Raw genomic sequence first — 15801 nt, 5'->3', positions numbered from 1 at the left:
CTCTACGGTAATCGGAACGTCACTCCAGGCACCGGAGAACAGCATGGTCCTCGACTACACGGTGATTGTCGCCTACCTCCTCGGCATGGTCGCGATGGGGTGGTGGGGAATGCGCCGCGCCACCACCAAGAGCGAATATCTGGTCGCCGGCAGGCGGCTCGGCGGGTTGATGTACTCGGGCACGATGTCGGCCATTGTGCTCGGCGGGGCGTCCACGGTCGGCGGCGTCGGCCTCGGCTACAAGTTCGGGATCTCCGGAGCCTGGCTGGTTCTCGCCATCGGCCTGGGGATTCTGCTGCTTTCGGCGGCGTACGCGCGGCGGATCTCCCGGCTGAAGGTGTACACCGTCTCCGAGATGCTGGATGTCCGCTATGGCGGGAATTCCGCGGCGGTGTCCGGCACGGTGATGTGGGGGTACGCGCTGATGTTGACCGTCACTTCGCTGGGCGCGTCGTCGACGATCTTCCACGTGCTGTTCGGCTTCGACCGCTGGGCCAGCATTCTGCTCGCCGGTGGAATCGTCGTGCTGTACTCGGTTCTCGGTGGTATGTGGTCGATTTCGATGACCGACATCGTCCAGTTCGTGGTCAAGACCGTCGGCATCCTGATCCTGCTGCTGCCGTTCGCGGTGATCAAGGCCGGTGGTTTCGAGGGAATGCGGGAGCGGCTGGACGCGAGTTTCTTCGACTTCACCTCGATCGGCGGCGAGACGATCGTGACCTACCTGGTGATCTACACCCTCGGACTGCTGATCGGACAGGACATCTGGCAGCGCGTGTTCACCGCTCGCACGCCCGCCGTGGCCACCTGGGGCGGGATCACCTCGGGCCTCTACTGCGTGATCTACGCCTTCGCCGGCGCGTTGATCGGGATGGCGACCAAGGCGCTGTACCCGGCCTTGGCCAGCAAGGACGACGCCTTCGCCACCGCGGTGGAGGGCTTGCTGCCGACCGGTGTGCGTGGGTTGGTGCTCGCGGCAGCCTTGGCGGCATTGATGTCCACGTCCAGCGGTGCGTTGATCGCTGCCTCGACCGTTGCCGCGAACGACATCTGGCCCAGGCTGACGCGTCGTGCCGCCACAGCCAAGGACAACGTGCACTCCAACCGCATGTTCACGCTCGTGCTGGGGATCGTCGCGATCGTGCTCGCCGTGCTGATCGAAGGCGTGATCGCCGCGCTGACGGTCGCGTACAACCTGCTGGTCGGCGGGCTGCTGGTGGCGATTGTCGGCGGCATGATCTGGAAACGCGGCAACCGGCAGGGCGCGCTGGCATCGATGGTCTCCGGCGCGATCACCGTGGTCATCGTGATGTTCACCGCCGGGCTGGAGGCCAACGAGGTCATCTACTACGGCCTCGGTGTCAGCCTCGTGGCCTACGTCGTGGTCAGCCTGCTCACGCCGCCGACCGACGCGGCCGTGCTTGAACACTGGGAATCAAGGACCAAGGAAGTCAAGGAAGGGGTACCCGCGTGATCGGCCCGACTGACAGCTCTGTGGTGCCGCGGTTCGCCGGGCCGGCGACTTTTGCCCGGCTGCCCAGGCTGGACCAGGTGATCTCGGCCGACATCGCGGTGGTGGGAGTCCCGTTCGACACCGGTGTTTCCTACCGCCCGGGCGCCCGGTTCGCGCCTGCTGCGGTGCGCGAGGCGAGCAGGTTGCTGCGGCCGTACCACCCAGGGCTGGACTACTCGCCGTTCGAGTCGGCGCAGGTGGTGGACGCGGGCGACATCGTGTGCAATCCGTTCAACATCGGCAAGGCGATCACCGAGATCCAGGAGCAGGCCACAGGTCTGCTGGACACCGATACGCGGCTGGTGACGATCGGCGGCGACCACACGATCGCCCTGCCCTTGCTGCGTGCCGTGGCAGCCAAGCACGGGCCGGTGGCGTTGCTGCACTTCGACGCGCATCTGGACACCTGGGACACCTACTTCGGCGAGCCGTACACCCATGGGACGCCGTTCCGACGTGCGGTCGAGGAAGGCATCCTGGACACGTCCGCACTGTCGCATGTGGGCACTCGTGGGCCGCTGTACGGCAAGGCGGATCTGTCCGAGGACAAGCGGCTGGGCTTCGGCGTTGTCACGTCGGCCGACGTCATGCGGCGTGGGGTCGACGAGGTGATCGAGGCGCTGCGGGACCGGATCGGCGACCGCCCGCTGTACGTGTCGGTCGACATCGACGTGCTCGACCCCGCGCACGCACCGGGAACCGGCACGCCCGAGGCGGGCGGTATGACCAGCCGTGAACTGCTGGAGATCCTGCGAGGCCTGGCGGGCACGAACCTGGTTTCCGCCGATGTGGTCGAAGTGGCGCCCGCGTACGACCATGCGGACATGACTTCCGTTGCCGCGTCGCACGTTGCGTACGACTTGGTCACACTGCTTGCCATGGGTGTGAAGCAATGAGCCGTACTGGCGGCGACCTGGTCGTCGAATCCTTGACCGCACTGGGCGCGCAGACTGTGTTCGGGCTACCTGGGCAGCACGCGCTGGGGTTGTTCGACGCGTTGCGCCGGTCTTCGCTGCGGTACGTGGGCAGCCGGACCGAGGTGAACGCGGCTTTCGCGGCCGACGGGTACGCGCGGATGACCAGGAGCGTGACTCCGCTGTTCGTGTCGACCGGGCCTGGCGCTCTGCAAACGCTTGCCGGGTTGCAGGAGGCAGTGGCGGCATCGGTGCCGGTGTTCGGCATCAGCAGCCAGATCCCGTCGGCCGGGCTGGGCGGCGCACGGCGTGGATTCCTGCATGAACTACCTGATCAGCGGGCCAGTTTCCGGGACATCGTGAAGCACACGCGAGTAGTGCGGTCCGCTTCGCAGATCCCGTCCGCGATCGCCGAGGCCTGGCAGATCGCTGCTTGCGCGCCAACCGGGCCGGTGTGGCTGGAGATCCCGCAGGACATCCTGCTGGCAGACACTGACATCCCAGCTGTGACGGAATTGTCCGGAGAGCCACGCGCGCTCGTGCCGCGTCCGGAACTGATCGCCGAGGCGTGCCGACTGTTGTCCGAGGCGTCCCGGCCGGTCGTGCTGGCCGGCGGGGGAGTGGTACGGGGCGGCGCTGAGCAGGAACTGCTTGCACTGGCTGAGAAACTTGGCACCCCGGTGGTCACGACATTCGGTGGACGAGGCGCGTTTGCCTGGCAGCACCCGCTTTCATTGCAATCGTGGGTGGAGGACTGGCACACCACCGAGGTACTGCAGGACGCCGACATACTGCTGGTCGTTGGCTCCGGCCTGGGCGAACTGTCGAGCAACTACCACACGTTCGCGCCTCGAGGGCGTGTGATCCAGATCGAGGCGGATCTCGGCAAACTCGAGTCCAACCACCCGGCTCTGGGGATCCACTCCGATGCCGCACTGGCATTGCGCGCCTTGGTCTCCGGCGTTGCGCAGCGCACGGCACCCGTGCCGGACCTGTTGCCGAAGATCCAGGAACGTCTGGACAGCCAGGATCTGAAGCTGGAACGGGATGTGCTGGCCGCTGTCCGGGAGGCGCTGCCGGACGACGCGCCGAGCTTCTGGGACATGACGATCCTGTCGTACTGGGCCTGGTCCGCGTGGGATCCCAGAGGCGGTGCGATGAACTCCGCGCAGGGTTCCGGCGGCCTCGGGTACGCCTACCCGGCGGCGCTCGGCGCAGCGTCGACTGTGGACGGACCCGTGCTCGCGGTCTCCGGCGACGGCGGTGCGATGTATGGTATTTCGGAGCTGGCCACCGCGCGTCAGCACAACCTGCGGGTCACCTGGTTGATCGTGGACGATGGCGGTTACGGCATCCTGCGCGAGTACATGACCGGCGCGTTCGGCGAAGCCAACGGGACTGAGCTGGCGCGGCCCGATTTTGTCGCGTTGGCCGAGTCTTTCGGCGTTCCCGCGACACTCACGTCACCCGAGCGGCTGCGCGCCGACCTTGCCAAGGCATTGAGCAGCGACGGCCCTCAGGTCGTTGTCCTGCCTGCCTTGTTGCGGATGTTCGCCCCGACGCACCTGGAGCAGCAATGAGCGTGCTGGAGTTGGTCAACCCGGCGACCGGCGAGGTTTCCGGCACCGCGCCGATCGGTCGTGAGTCCGAAGTCGACGCTGCGGTTCAGACTGCTGTCAAGGCGTTCGCGGCTTGGCGCCGGAGCACGCCGCAAGAGCGTCAGGTCGTGTTGCTGGCCATCGCGGATGCGCTGGAGGCCCGCGCCGAGGAGTTCGCCGACCTGGAGTGCCGGGAGACCGGTAAGGACCGGGCAGTGGTCCTGGAGGAGGAGATTCCCCAGTCCGCGGACGTTTTCCGGTTCTTCGCGGGCGCGGCACGTACTCTGCAAGGCGCCACAGCGGGGGAGTACCTGGCCGGCCACACGTCCAGCGTGCGGCACGAGCCGCTTGGGGTGATCGCGCAGATCACGCCGTGGAACTACCCGCTGATGATGGCGGTCTGGAAGATCGCGCCCGCACTCGCCGCCGGGAACACGGTCGTCCTGAAGCCCGCGGACACCACGCCGAGCAGCACAGTCCTGCTCGGGTCACTGGCACCGGCCGGTCTGGTCAACGTCGTGACCGGCGACCGCGACACCGGCCGTCTGCTGGTCGCGCACCCCGTTCCGGCGATGGTGTCGATCACGGGCTCGACCCGTGCGGGTATCGAAGTCGCACGGACCGCCGCCGAGACTCTCAAGCGCACACACCTCGAACTCGGCGGCAACGCCCCTGTCGTGGTGTTCGACGATGTCGACGTGCCCGCAGCTGTCGAAGGCATCGTCGGAGCCGCGTTCTACAACGCCGGTCAGGACTGCACGGCGGCGAGTCGTGTGCTGGTGCAGGAGAATGTGCACGACTCGTTCCTTTCGGCTTTGGTTGCCCACGTGTCCAAGGCGAGCACTGGACCGTTGAACAGTGCGGCCCAATTGGCGCGCGTGACCGGCCTGTTGGACCGTCTTCCTTCGCACGCTGTCGTCCACTGTGGAGGGAAACAGCTCGGCGAGACGGGCTTCTTCCTTGCCCCGGCTGTCGTGTCCGGTCTGCGCCAGGACGACGAGATCATCCAGGAGGAGGTCTTCGCCCCGGTGATCACCGTGCAGCGGTTCGCCACTGACGACGAGGGCGTGGCCATGGCAAATGGCGTGCCACAGGGCCTGGCTTCCTCGGTGTGGACCCGGGATCTGGCTCGGGCCGCTCGCGTGAGCACCGAACTGGACTTCGGATGCGTGTGGGTGAACACGCACGGCCCGTTGGCGTCCGAAATGCCGCATGGCGGGTACGGCCAGTCCGGATACGGCAAGGATTTGTCGGTCTCCGGGCTGACCGACTACACGCGCGTCAAGCACGTGATGGCCCGGTTCGCTTGAGATCATTGGCGGCTGGGGGCAGAGTGGGGCCTTCAGCCGTCTGTGGGAGGTCATGTCGTGCGCAGATCCGCCACCCTGGTCGCGTTGCTCACCGTCACAACCGTGCTCGTCAGTGGTGCGGAGTCGGGGGCGACACCGACCAGGCCCAAGGTGCCCGAGGCAATCGGCTACGGCGGCGCCGTGGCCAGTATCGACTCGGACGCCACCGCGATCGGCATCTCGGTGCTGCGCCGAGGCGGCAACGCGGTCGACGCGGCCGTCGCCACCGCGGCAGCGCTCGGTGTCACCGACCCGTTCTCCAACGGCATCGGCGGTGGCGGCTTCTTCGTGTTCTACGAGGCCCGGACCGGCAAGGTGCACACCATCGACGGTCGTGAGACCACGCCGATGTCCGCGACCGAAACACTGTTCCAGGAGAACGGTGCGCCGCTTCCGTTCGCCGAAGGCGTCACCAGCGGGCTCAGCGTCGGCGTGCCTGGCACGCCCAAGACGTGGGAGCGCGCGCTCCAGCTGTGGGGCCGCAAGTCGCTCAAGGACGTGATGAAGCCCGCTGAGGAGCTCGCGCGCTCGGGCTTCGTGGTCGACGCGACGTTCCGTGGCCAGGTCGCCAACAACGCTGCGCGGTTCGCCGCGTTCCCGTCGACCCGCGCGCTGTACCTGCCTGGCGGGCAGCCACCCGCCGTGGGTACGACATTCCGTAACCCCGATATGGCCGACACGTACCGGGAGTTGGCCAACACCAACCTGAGGTCGCTGTACGACGGTCAGATCGGCAAGGAGATCGTGCAGACCGTCCAGCAGCCGCCCAAGGACCCGGCGTCAACACTGAATGTGCGCCCCGGCAAGCTGACCCAGGCCGATCTGGCCCGTTACGAGGCCCCGCTGCGTGAGCCGTCCAAGACGAACTACCGTGGCCTGGACATCTACAGCATGGGCCCGCCCTCGTCCGGCGGCACGACAGTCGGCGAGGCGCTGAACATCCTCGAGCCGACCAACGTGAAGAACCTGTCGCAGACGGACTATCTGCACTATTTCCTGGAGTCGACCCGGCTCGCGTTCGCGGACCGCAACCGCTGGGTCGGAGACCCCGCGTTCAGCAACGTGCCGACCAGCGAGCTGCTGTCGCAGAAGTTCGCCGACTCCCGCGCGTGCCTCATCAACCCGGCCAAGGCCCTGACGAGCCCCGTCGCACCCGGCGACCCTCGCAACCCAACCCCTTGCGCCACCACCGGCCAGGGTGTGGCCGCCGAGATCGGCAGCCAGCACACCACGCACCTCACCACGGCAGACGCCTGGGGCAACGTGGTCGCCTACACCCTGACCATCGAATCCGAAGGCGGCAACGGAATCGTCGTGCCAGGCCGGGGTTTCCTGCTCAACAACGAGCTGACCGACTTCAACTTCGCGCCCCTGTTCCCAGGAGTGCCCGACCCCAACCTCCCCGCCGCCGACAAGCGCCCCCGCTCCTCCATGGCGCCCACCATCGTGCTGCGCAACGGAAAGCCCTACTTCGCCACCGGTTCCCCCGGCGGAGCCTCGATCATCACCACAGTCGCCCAGGTGATCACCGGCCGGGTGGATCGCGGCAAGTCCCTTGTGGACGCCATCGCGGCTCCCCGCGCCTCCCAGCGAAACTCGGCGGCAGCCCAGGTCGAACAGGCCTTCCTGGACCAACCTGAAACCGCCGAACTGAAGAACCGCGGCCAGGGCTTCAGCACCGCCCCAGGGGAAATCGGCGCCGCCACCGGCGTCGAACGCCTCCCCGACGGTCGCTGGCTGGCTGCCGCCGAACCAGTCCGCCGCGGCGGCGGCTCAGCCGCAGTCGTTTTCCCGTTCCGCTGGTAGGTATTTCTCCTCAGTCTGCCCGGTGCGCTTCGGCGTGCCGGGCAGACTTTTCACTGCTTGGTCCAGGTGATCGCGCCACAGCTGAGGCATCGAGAGGTGTTTCCCGCAGGAGGGTTGACAGTTACCGACGCGGTCACGCTGTCCTGAGGTATGTCGATGGTGATCGTTCCATCGCCGACATACCCCCGGCACTGTTCGCCGACTGTCGAGTAAAACGGCACGGCACCCATGTAGTGCCCACCCGACCCGGTGATGCGAGCACCGCCGGCCGGGCAGGTGTTCTTCTGGCCCACGCTGATGACATTTTGAATCCAGTTGTCACCGTCGCCGGGAACAAACTCGACGATGTTGCCCAGATTGTCCTGCCACTGCCCTTCCAGAGGATCGGTGCCCTGCGAAAGGGCCACTCCACCGGCGATCCCGCCTGCGATGATCGCGGTGCTCACCACCGATGCGATGACAGGGTGCGAGCTCGCCGCGGAGGTGACCTTCTCGGTGATGTTGACAAAGAATCCGACCGGGATGAATATGAAACGTCTCTTGTTGACGGAATTGTCGACGTTGAAGCGTGCCTTGGTGGCGGTGATATTGTGGAACGTCGTGGCCTGATCGCCCGATGAAACCGGCCCGGAGTTGTTTCCGCCGATGCTTATCGAGCGGTCCTCGTTGCTGGGCAGGCGGTCGTTCTCCGGCAGGTGGACGACAAGCCGTACAGGAAGCCCGGCGTCCTCGCGAAGCGCCGTTTTGACCTGGAGACGCAAGCCGGCCTGGAAGTCCGGATCGTCATGTGACGAGGTGAGAGTGACCATCCCGGCCTCGACTGCCGGATTGGACGACAAATCACGAAGAAGCCGCAACCCGGCCTGCACGTCCTCGTCGGAAGCGACGTCATCAAGATGAGTCATGACAGCAGACCCATAAGCGCTCACGGCTGCGGAGATGTAACGGACAACCTGACTGGCGAGAACATTGTCGTCCACAGCGACTCCACCTATCGGAGAAACAGTCAACGACTTCTCGCGTCCGCGTAAACGATCGTTACGCCCTCGATCGGCTCATCACCCGGTCAGCCGAATTTGAATTGTTGGTAATTGACAGTCCATGGAATCAGCGTTCCCGAGAGGACTATGACAAGGCGAAGGCGGTGAGGGTTGTGTCGAGCATCGCCAACTGTGTGGTGGGTGGGTAGGCGGCCGGGTCGGTAGAGGCGAGTGCGGCCGTTCCTTCCACCATTGCGATCAGGGCGTATGCCGTTGTCGCCACTCGGTCCTTGGGCCAACGGGGTGCGACTGCCGAGACAAGCCGGATGATCCGTTCCCGCCATGCCTGGTTGTTGGCCTGGTGCAGTGTGGTCAGTTCGTCGTCGCCGACGGCGGAGGCCAGGAAACCCACCCAGACGATGGCTTCCGCTGTGGTTTCGGCGTCCAGTGCCAGGGCTTGTGCGAGGACGGCGCGCAAGGCGGTCTGAGGGCTTGCCGACTCGGTTTCGAGGGTTTCGACTCGGTCGCGGGTTCGCTCGTGCAGCAGTTGCCGGGCGTGCCGTAGCAGGGCCCGGCGGTTGGGGAACCGGTGCATGACCAGGCCTGTCGTGCAGCCTGCCGCTGCGGCGACCGCGCGGATCGTGAGTCGCTCGAGTCCCTGGCCGGCCAGGACGTCCCACACCGCTTGGGAGAGCTGGGCCTGCTGGGCTGACGGGTCGGCTGTTCGTGACATGGATGGCTCGTTTCCTCGTAACATCTGTTACGGTAACAGATGTTACGGCTGGATGGAGTGGACAGTGTCGAAACTGCAGCAGTGGATGATCGAGGTACGGCCCTGGGATGACCCTGCCGGTGTCGAAATGCGCCGGCAGCAGCGTGACGAGCTCGACGCTCGCTATGGCACCGACGACCATGAGCCTGGGATGCCGCCGTCGGCAGGAGACGTGAATCTCTTCCTTGTCGCAGTCGATCGTGACACCGGTGAGGCGATCGGTTGCGGTGCTCTGCGCCGGCTCGATGCTGCCGCTGCGGAGATCAAACGAATGTATGTCGTGCCACGGATGCGTGGCAGCGGAGTGGCGACCGGCCTGCTGCGTGCCCTGGAGTCGGCCGCCGTCGAGCGGGGATGGCGCACGGTGCGCCTGGAGACGGGCACTGAACAGCCCGATGCCCGGCGTTTCTACCTTCGTGAGGGCTACCGGGAGATCCCTGCTTTCGGCAGCTACGTCGGCTCGGTCCTGTCGGTTTGCTACGAGCGCGAACTGTAGGTGGCGGCGGCGACGCGGGCGAACGAGTGGATCAGCGGCCCGGGATTGGTACCGGTCCAGGCGACCACCAAAGAGCTGGGTGCCATGTCGGCCAACGCAACCGCAGTGAGTCCTTCGGGAAGGGGATGGCCCAGCGTTGTCAGGCCGACTGTGCCGTTCCAGAGAACAGCTTGAATGCACTCGTGGACTGTCCGGACGATGAGGCCGTCGCGGGGTTGGCCGCCGCTCCAGTAGGCCTGCCATATCGGGTCGGTTCCCTCTGGGAATCGGAACCATGGGCGGTCGTCGAGGTCTTGCAGGCGAAGGCTTTCCCGGCCGGCGAGGGGGTCGTCGGCTCGGAGGACCACACCGACCGGGTCGGTGCGCAGGACTTGTGTAGTGATTCCTGTGGTGTCAAACGGAGTCCGTGTCAGGGCCACGTCGACGAGACCGGCTCGCAGGCCGATGGTGGGATCGGTCAGGTCTGCCTCTCGGATGTGGACATGCACTGAGGGATGGTGTTTCCGGAATGCCGCGGCCAGGCTGGTGCCGACTTCCTCTGCGCTGTTGGCAAGGGTGCCTATGGTGATAGTGGCTGTGCCTGCTGCGGCGGCCACGCGTGTGCGGGCTTGGTCGGCCTGTGCGAGCAGTGTGAGGGCCTCGTCGTAGAGCGATGCCCCGGCTGGGGTGAGAGCGACTCCGCTGGGAGAACGTTGCAACAGCACGCATCCGAGGTCGGTTTCGAGCTGTTTGATGGCCCGGCTCAGGGGTGGCTGGGTCATGTGCAGGCGGGTGGCGGCCCGGCCGAAGTGGAGTTCCTCGGCCACCGCTACGAAGTACCGAAGCTCGCGTAGGTCCATCACCAGCGAAAATACCGGATCGGTATCGGGGCGTGCGAATCGGGCTTGGACTGCCGGGCTCAGTCCGCGATGGACTGGCGCCATGGAACCAGTTGTACAGATCAAGGACGTGCAGGAAGTCGCGAAGGACGTGGTCGTCGTCCCGAACCGGCATGTGCAACTCGTCCCGAACATCGGCGTCATCGGTGGCCGGCATGCCGTTTTGGTTGTGGATACGGGTATGGGCCCGCGCAACGCCGAGACCGTGCTGGCGTTCGCGGCCGACTATGCGCAGGGCCGCAAGCTGTATCTGACCACCACGCACTTTCATCCTGAGCACGCCATGGGTGCCCAGAGTTTCGCCGGTGAGGCGACGTACCTGGTCAACCAGGCGCAGGCTGATGACCTGGCGCAGAAGGGGCCGGGCTACATCGAGATGTTCAAGGGCCTCGGCGAAGGTGTCGCACGCCAGCTTGAGGGGGTCGAGTTTGTGCAACCGGACATCGTCTACGACGAGGCCTACGACTTGGACCTGGGTGGCCGGGTGGTGCGTCTGCAGGCGACGGGCCGGGCGCACAGCCGGGGTGACCAGGTGGTCAAGGTGACCGACGCGGACGTCCTGTTCACCGGGGATCTGGTGGAAACCGGTCAGTTCGCGATCTTCCCGTGGTTCCCGCCGTACGACACCGATGTTTCAGGTGTGCGCTGGCTCGCTGTGATGCAGCGTCTCGCCGCTGATGCTCCGCAGGTTGTTGTGCCCGGCCACGGCGATGTAGGTGGCGCGCAACTGCTTGCGGACGTACACGACTACCTGGAGTTGCTGCGCCACGAGACCTGGGCTCGCCGCGATTCGGCGATGAGCGAGCAGACCATGGTCGAGGAGATCGAGGCGTTGATGATCGAGCGGCACCCGGAGTGGGAGGGCCGGGATTGGATCGGGAAAGGCGTGCGCTGTCTGTGCTCCGAACGGTTGACGACCACCGACCGTCACCTTTAGTGTTTGTTTCGTAAACGTTTTCATTCCGCCGCTGGGTCGACTTCGGAGACTAGGAGTTCTCAATGGCGAGATTCGGCACGGTGGCTCTGGCCTGCGTGATAGCCGCGGGCCTGACGGCGCCGGCGGCTGCGGCGGCGCCGCCCGTGTTCAACGTCAAGTCGTACGGAGCGGTCGGCAACGGCAGCACCAATGACGACGACGCGATCGACAAGGCGATCAACGCGGCGAGTGCGGCCGGTGGCGGGACCGTGGACTTCCCCGCCGGCCGCTACCGGTCGCGCACCATCCACCTGAAGAGCAACATCACGTTCAACCTCAACGCGGGCGCGACGCTGCTCGCCGCGGGCAGCGGGATGGACAAGGCCGAGTCCAACGAATGGGACGAGTACCAGGACTACGGCCACAGCCATTTCCACAACGCGCTGATCTTCGGCGAGAACGTCGAGAACGTGGCATTCACCGGCGCGGGGACCATCGACGGCGACAACAAGCTGACCACCGGCGACCCCGGCCAGGGCGTGGCCGACAAGGCGCTGAGCCTGAAGTACTGCAAGAACGTCAGTTTCCAGGACATCACGTTCCGCCAGGGCGGCCATTTCGCGATCCTGATGAACGGCTGTGTCGGTGTTCGGATGGACAACACCAAGATCCTGTCCGCCGACGACCGGGACGCCTTCAACATCATCAACAGTTCGAACGTCGAGATCTCCAACTCGCGCATCGAGGCCAGCGACGACGCCGTGGTCTTCAAGAGCGACTACGCCCTGGGCCGCACGTTCGTGAGCGAGAACAACATCGTGCGCGACTCCACCGTGCTGTCCGCGGAGAACAACGCCCTGCAGTTCGGATCGGAGACGTGCGGCAGCTTCCGCAACATCACGTTCAAGAACCTCAACGTGACCGGTGCGGGCAAGGCGGGCATCGGCATCGTCACGATGGACGGCGCCACCATCGAGAACATCACCTACGACAACATCAAACTCACCAAGACGGCCTCGGCGATCTTCATGAACATCGGCAAGCGCTCGCGCTGCCCGGGCAACCCGCCGGCCGGCAAGATCCGCAACATCACCCTCACCAACATCACCGGCGCCAACCTGACCACCCCGCGGGACGTCGCGGGTGACGACGAGTACTCCAGCTCACTCAGCGGCCGGACCGACTCACCGATCGAGAACGTCACCTTCGACGGCCTCAACCTGGACTTCCCAGGCGGTCACCCGGCGTCCGACGCCAACCGCGTCCCGCCGGAGAATTCGACCGCCTACCCGCCCCGCACCTTCGGCGTCCGGCCTTCCTACGCCTTCTGGCTGCGGCACGCCAAGAACATCAAGTTCCTCAACAGCACGGTGTCCTTCGCGAAGTCCGACGGCCGCCCGGCGTTTCTGGCCAACGACACCACCGGCGTCAGCATCGACACCGTCAAGATGGAACGCAGCACCGGCAGCTACGACGTGACGTTCCAGAAGAGCAGCGGCCAGCAGGTCACCGGAAGCACCACCACCCCGAGCGGCACCCCACGCGTGCGAGTTCAATAGCCGGAGGGGAGAGCGGCCGGTCACCGCCGGTGGCCGGCCGTGGGGGCGCGCTGCACGACTGACTAGGCAAGTTCGTAGAATAAGCCGTCGTGACCATCCAACCGATCAGGCTCTTCGGCGACCCGGTGCTGCGTACGCGCGCGGACGAGGTCGTCGATTTCGACAAGGAGCTCCGCACGCTCGTCCAGGATCTGTGGGACACCATGGAGTCGCAGGGCGGGGCGGGGATCGCGGCGCCGCAGCTGGGCGTGAGCCTGCGGGTGTTCACGTATCACTGTGACGGGTCCGCGGGTCATATGGTGAACCCGACGTGGAACGCCATCGACGACGAGTGCCAGGACGGCGACGAAGGCTGCCTGTCCATCCCGGGGTTTCAGTGGGAGACACGCCGGATGCGCAATGTCGTGGCGTCCGGCTGGAACATGTACGGCGAGCCGATCGAGGTGCAGGGCACCGATCTGCTGGCGCGCTGTATCCAGCACGAGACGGACCATCTTGACGGCGTGCTGTTCCTCGACCGGCTGGACGCCGAGACGCGCAAGCAGGCCATGCGGGAGATCCGGCAGGCATCCTGGTTCGACGGCAACGTGCCCACCATCAAGCAGGACCCGCATGCCCTGTTCGGAGGCTTCTGACGATGCGGCTGGTCTTCGCCGGGACACCGGCGCCCGCGGTACCCACGCTCAAGGCGTTGATCGAGTCCGGCCGCCACGAGGTCGTCGCCGTTGTGACCAGGCCGGATGCGCCCGCGGGTCGTGGCCGTCATCTCGTACGGTCGCCGGTCGGCGCGCTGGCCGACGAGCACGGCATCGAGGTGCTCACGCCGCAGCGCGTCAAGGACCAGGACTTCCTGGACCGGCTGACCGAGCTCGCGCCGGATTGCTGCCCGGTGGTGGCGTACGGCGCCTTGCTTCCGCAGATCGCGCTGGACATTCCGGCCCACGGCTGGGTGAACCTGCACTTCTCGCTGCTGCCCGCGTGGCGTGGGGCGGCCCCGGTGCAGGCGGCGATCCGGGCCGGGGACGAGATCACCGGCGCGAGTACGTTCCGGATCGTCAAGGAGCTCGACGCGGGCCCGGTGTTCGGCGTGCTCACCGAGCCGATCCAGGACACCGACACGGCCGGTGAGCTGCTGGACAGGCTGGCCGAGGCCGGTGCCGGGCTGATGGTGTCCACTTTGGATGGCATCGAGGACGGCTCGCTGCGCGCGGTCGAGCAGCAGCATGCCGACGGCGTGAGCTACGCGTCCAAGATCGCGGTCGAGGACGCGCACATTGACTTCAACGCTCCGGCACACGTGGTGGATCGCCTGGTCAGAGCGGTGACGCCGGACCCAGGCGCGTGGGCGGAGGTCCGGGGCGAGCGGCTCAAGCTCGGCCCGGTCAGGCCCGTGGACGGCGATGCCCTGCCGCCCGGCGAGATCAAGGTGGAGCGCAAGCAGGTGCTCGTGGGCACCGCGACCAAGCCCGTGCGGCTCGGCGAAGTCCAAGCGCAGGGCAAGAAACGAATGGCTGCAACCGACTGGGCACGTGGTGCTCGCGTCGAGCAAGGGGAACGATTGTCTTGACGCACCGACCGTCCCGGCCACGGCAGGCGCACCCGCCGCGCCGCCGCGAGTCCTCCGCACCCCGGCCACCAGCTGAGGATCCAGCCCGCCGCGCGGCGTTGGACACGTTGCGCGCGGTACGTGACCGCGACGCATACGCCAACCTCGTGCTGCCGGGCCTGTTGCGGGAGCGACGGATCCAGGGCCGGGACGCCGCGCTGGCGACTGAGCTGACGTACGGGACATGCCGCGCGCAAGGCCTGCTCGACCAGGTGATCGCCGAGTGCTCCGACCGTCCACTGTCGCAGGTGGACAAGCAGCTGCTGGACGTGCTGCGGTTGGGTGCGTATCAGTTGCTGCGCACCAGGATTCCACCGCACGCTGCAGTGTCGTCCACTGTGGATCTAGCACGAGCTGACGTCGGGTCGAGGCTTGCCGGATTCGCCAACGCAGTGCTGCGTAAGGTCGGCGAGCACACTGAAGCCGAGTGGGTCGCCAAGCTGGCGCCCAACCGTGAGGAAGACCCGATCGGGTACCTTGCCACGGCGACGGCCCACCCGCGCTGGATCGCCCGCGCGTTCGCGGACTCGTTGGGAGACAAGGGCGACGGCCTGAAAGCCGCACTCGAGGCCGACGACGAACGCCCGGCCGTGCACCTGGTCGCCAGGCCCGGGGAGATCACAGCCGAAGAGCTCGCCGCGATCACCGGCGGCGACGTCGCGCCCTACTCGCCCTACGGCGTACGCCTGGAAGCGGGCGGCGGCGACCCAGCAGACATGGAACCCGTCCGGGAGCGGTTCGCCGGAGTCCAGGACGAAGGCAGCCAGCTCTGTGCGGTCGCCCTCACCCGCCCCACACTGACCGGCCCCGATGAGCGATGGCTCGACCTGTGCGCAGGCCCAGGCGGCAAAGCCGCAATGCTGGGCGCCCTCGCCGGACTGTCCGGCGCGACCGTGGACGCGGTCGAGAAAGCCCCGCACCGAGCCAGGCTCGTGGAGAACGCGACCGAAGGCCAGCCGGTGACCGTCCACATTGGCGACGGCCGCGAAACAGACTTCGAACCAGGCACATTCGACCGGGTTCTCGTCGACGCACCCTGCACCGGCCTCGGCGCGCTCAGGCGCAGGCCCGAGGCACGGTGGCGGCGTCAGCAGTCCGACGTCGGCGACCTCACCAAGCTGCAGCGCGAGTTGCTGCTGTCCGCGATGGACCTGGTCCGCGTCGGCGGCGTGGTCGCGTACGTCGTGTGCTCGCCGCACCTGTCGGAGACAATCGGCGTGGTCAGCGACGTCGTGCGCCGGACCAAGGCCGAGCAGCTGGACGCCCGCGAGTTCTTCCCCGGCGTCCCCGACCTCGGCAATGGCCCGGACGTACAGCTCTGGCCCCACCTGCACGGCACCGACGCCATGTACTGCGCCCTCATCCGCAAGATCTAGCTTTTGTTGTGCCCCCAATGCCACATTGGGGGCATCCA

General features: G+C 66.5%; 14 protein-coding genes. 11 read left to right on the top strand and 3 right to left on the bottom strand.

The window, feature by feature from the left end:
- The first annotated feature begins 43 nt into the window (after positions 1-43).
- The 5 genes from JOF56_RS51750 to ggt are packed head-to-tail and all read left to right on the top strand — an operon-like array spanning position 44 to position 7180.
- Positions 44-1474 (top strand): sodium:solute symporter family protein, encoded by a 1431-nt coding sequence (locus JOF56_RS51750; protein WP_209646787.1) that lies wholly within the window; start codon positions 44-46, stop codon positions 1472-1474.
- Complete coding sequence (gene speB, locus JOF56_RS51745; RefSeq protein ID WP_209646786.1) at positions 1471-2409, top strand: agmatinase; 939 nt, start codon at positions 1471-1473, stop codon at positions 2407-2409. The genes JOF56_RS51750 and speB overlap by 4 nt, the downstream gene beginning before the upstream one ends.
- On the top strand, positions 2406-4007 hold the full coding sequence (locus JOF56_RS51740; protein ID WP_209646785.1) for a thiamine pyrophosphate-binding protein: 1602 nt from the start codon (positions 2406-2408) through the stop codon (positions 4005-4007). The genes speB and JOF56_RS51740 overlap by 4 nt, the downstream gene beginning before the upstream one ends.
- A complete protein-coding gene (locus JOF56_RS51735; RefSeq protein WP_209646784.1) occupies positions 4004-5335 on the top strand; it encodes an aldehyde dehydrogenase family protein in 1332 nt (443 codons plus the stop codon). The genes JOF56_RS51740 and JOF56_RS51735 overlap by 4 nt, the downstream gene beginning before the upstream one ends.
- Positions 5336-5377: 42 nt before the next feature.
- Positions 5378-7180, top strand: a complete 1803-nt coding sequence (gene ggt / locus JOF56_RS51730) for a gamma-glutamyltransferase (RefSeq protein ID WP_372448339.1) — start codon at positions 5378-5380, stop codon at positions 7178-7180.
- 50 nt (positions 7181-7230) lie between these two features.
- Here ggt and JOF56_RS51725 read toward each other — a convergent pair whose 3' ends face one another.
- The gene (locus JOF56_RS51725; RefSeq protein ID WP_209646782.1) at positions 7231-8160 is read right to left on the bottom strand and encodes a hypothetical protein; all 930 of its coding nucleotides are present in this window, start codon (positions 8158-8160) and stop codon (positions 7231-7233) included.
- Between the two features lie 145 nt (positions 8161-8305).
- Entirely contained in the window at positions 8306-8893 is a 588-nt protein-coding gene (locus JOF56_RS51720; RefSeq protein ID WP_209646781.1) for a TetR/AcrR family transcriptional regulator, read from the bottom strand.
- Between the two features lie 64 nt (positions 8894-8957).
- On the opposite strand from JOF56_RS51720, the gene JOF56_RS51715 reads away from it, so the two are divergent.
- Entirely contained in the window at positions 8958-9428 is a 471-nt protein-coding gene (locus JOF56_RS51715) for a GNAT family N-acetyltransferase (protein WP_307855662.1), read from the top strand.
- Here JOF56_RS51715 and JOF56_RS51710 read toward each other — a convergent pair.
- Positions 9410-10267 carry a LysR family transcriptional regulator gene (locus tag JOF56_RS51710; protein ID WP_209646780.1) on the bottom strand — a complete coding sequence of 286 codons (858 nt, stop codon included), beginning with the start codon at positions 10265-10267 and terminating at the stop codon, positions 9410-9412. The genes JOF56_RS51715 and JOF56_RS51710 overlap by 19 nt on opposite strands.
- A gap of 82 nt (positions 10268-10349) precedes the next feature.
- Here JOF56_RS51710 and JOF56_RS51705 point away from each other — a divergent pair, with 82 nt between their 5' ends.
- The 5 genes from JOF56_RS51705 (at position 10350) to JOF56_RS51685 (ending at position 15763) form a co-directional block, all read left to right on the top strand.
- Positions 10350-11243, top strand: coding sequence for an MBL fold metallo-hydrolase (locus tag JOF56_RS51705; protein ID WP_209646779.1), 894 nt, complete (start codon positions 10350-10352; stop codon positions 11241-11243).
- Between the two features lie 62 nt (positions 11244-11305).
- Positions 11306-12781 carry a glycoside hydrolase family 28 protein gene (locus JOF56_RS51700; protein WP_209646778.1) on the top strand — a complete coding sequence of 492 codons (1476 nt, stop codon included), beginning with the start codon at positions 11306-11308 and terminating at the stop codon, positions 12779-12781.
- Positions 12782-12870: 89 nt separating this feature from the next.
- Positions 12871-13416 (top strand): peptide deformylase, encoded by a 546-nt coding sequence (def, locus tag JOF56_RS51695; protein ID WP_209646777.1) that lies wholly within the window; start codon positions 12871-12873, stop codon positions 13414-13416.
- A 2-nt stretch (positions 13417-13418) separates the two neighbouring features.
- Positions 13419-14348 carry a methionyl-tRNA formyltransferase gene (gene fmt, locus JOF56_RS51690; protein ID WP_209646776.1) on the top strand — a complete coding sequence of 310 codons (930 nt, stop codon included), beginning with the start codon at positions 13419-13421 and terminating at the stop codon, positions 14346-14348.
- Positions 14345-15763, top strand: a complete 1419-nt coding sequence (locus tag JOF56_RS51685; RefSeq protein WP_245378771.1) for an RsmB/NOP family class I SAM-dependent RNA methyltransferase — start codon at positions 14345-14347, stop codon at positions 15761-15763. Before fmt ends, JOF56_RS51685 begins: the two co-directional genes overlap by 4 nt.
- Positions 15764-15801: the final 38 nt, after the last annotated feature.

Source organism: Kibdelosporangium banguiense (assembly GCF_017876405.1).
In the GTDB taxonomy this organism is placed as follows: Bacteria; Actinomycetota; Actinomycetes; order Mycobacteriales; family Pseudonocardiaceae; genus Kibdelosporangium; species Kibdelosporangium banguiense.
This window is presented reverse-complemented; position numbering and strand designations above follow the sequence as displayed.

What these genes read in the sequence shown, in the direction of transcription:
- JOF56_RS51750 (WP_209646787.1), top strand. Translation starts at nt 44, where the DNA reads ATGGTCCTCGACTACACGGTGATTGTCGCCTACCTCCTCGGCATGGTC.
- JOF56_RS51740 (WP_209646785.1), top strand. Translation starts at nt 2,406, where the DNA reads ATGAGCCGTACTGGCGGCGACCTGGTCGTCGAATCCTTGACCGCACTG.
- JOF56_RS51735 (WP_209646784.1), top strand. Translation starts at nt 4,004, where the DNA reads ATGAGCGTGCTGGAGTTGGTCAACCCGGCGACCGGCGAGGTTTCCGGC.
- JOF56_RS51720 (WP_209646781.1), bottom strand. Translation starts at nt 8,893, where the DNA reads ATGTCACGAACAGCCGACCCGTCAGCCCAGCAGGCCCAGCTCTCCCAA.
- JOF56_RS51710 (WP_209646780.1), bottom strand. Translation starts at nt 10,267, where the DNA reads ATGGACCTACGCGAGCTTCGGTACTTCGTAGCGGTGGCCGAGGAACTC.
- JOF56_RS51705 (WP_209646779.1), top strand. Translation starts at nt 10,350, where the DNA reads ATGGAACCAGTTGTACAGATCAAGGACGTGCAGGAAGTCGCGAAGGAC.
- JOF56_RS51700 (WP_209646778.1), top strand. Translation starts at nt 11,306, where the DNA reads ATGGCGAGATTCGGCACGGTGGCTCTGGCCTGCGTGATAGCCGCGGGC.
- fmt (WP_209646776.1), top strand. Translation starts at nt 13,419, where the DNA reads ATGCGGCTGGTCTTCGCCGGGACACCGGCGCCCGCGGTACCCACGCTC.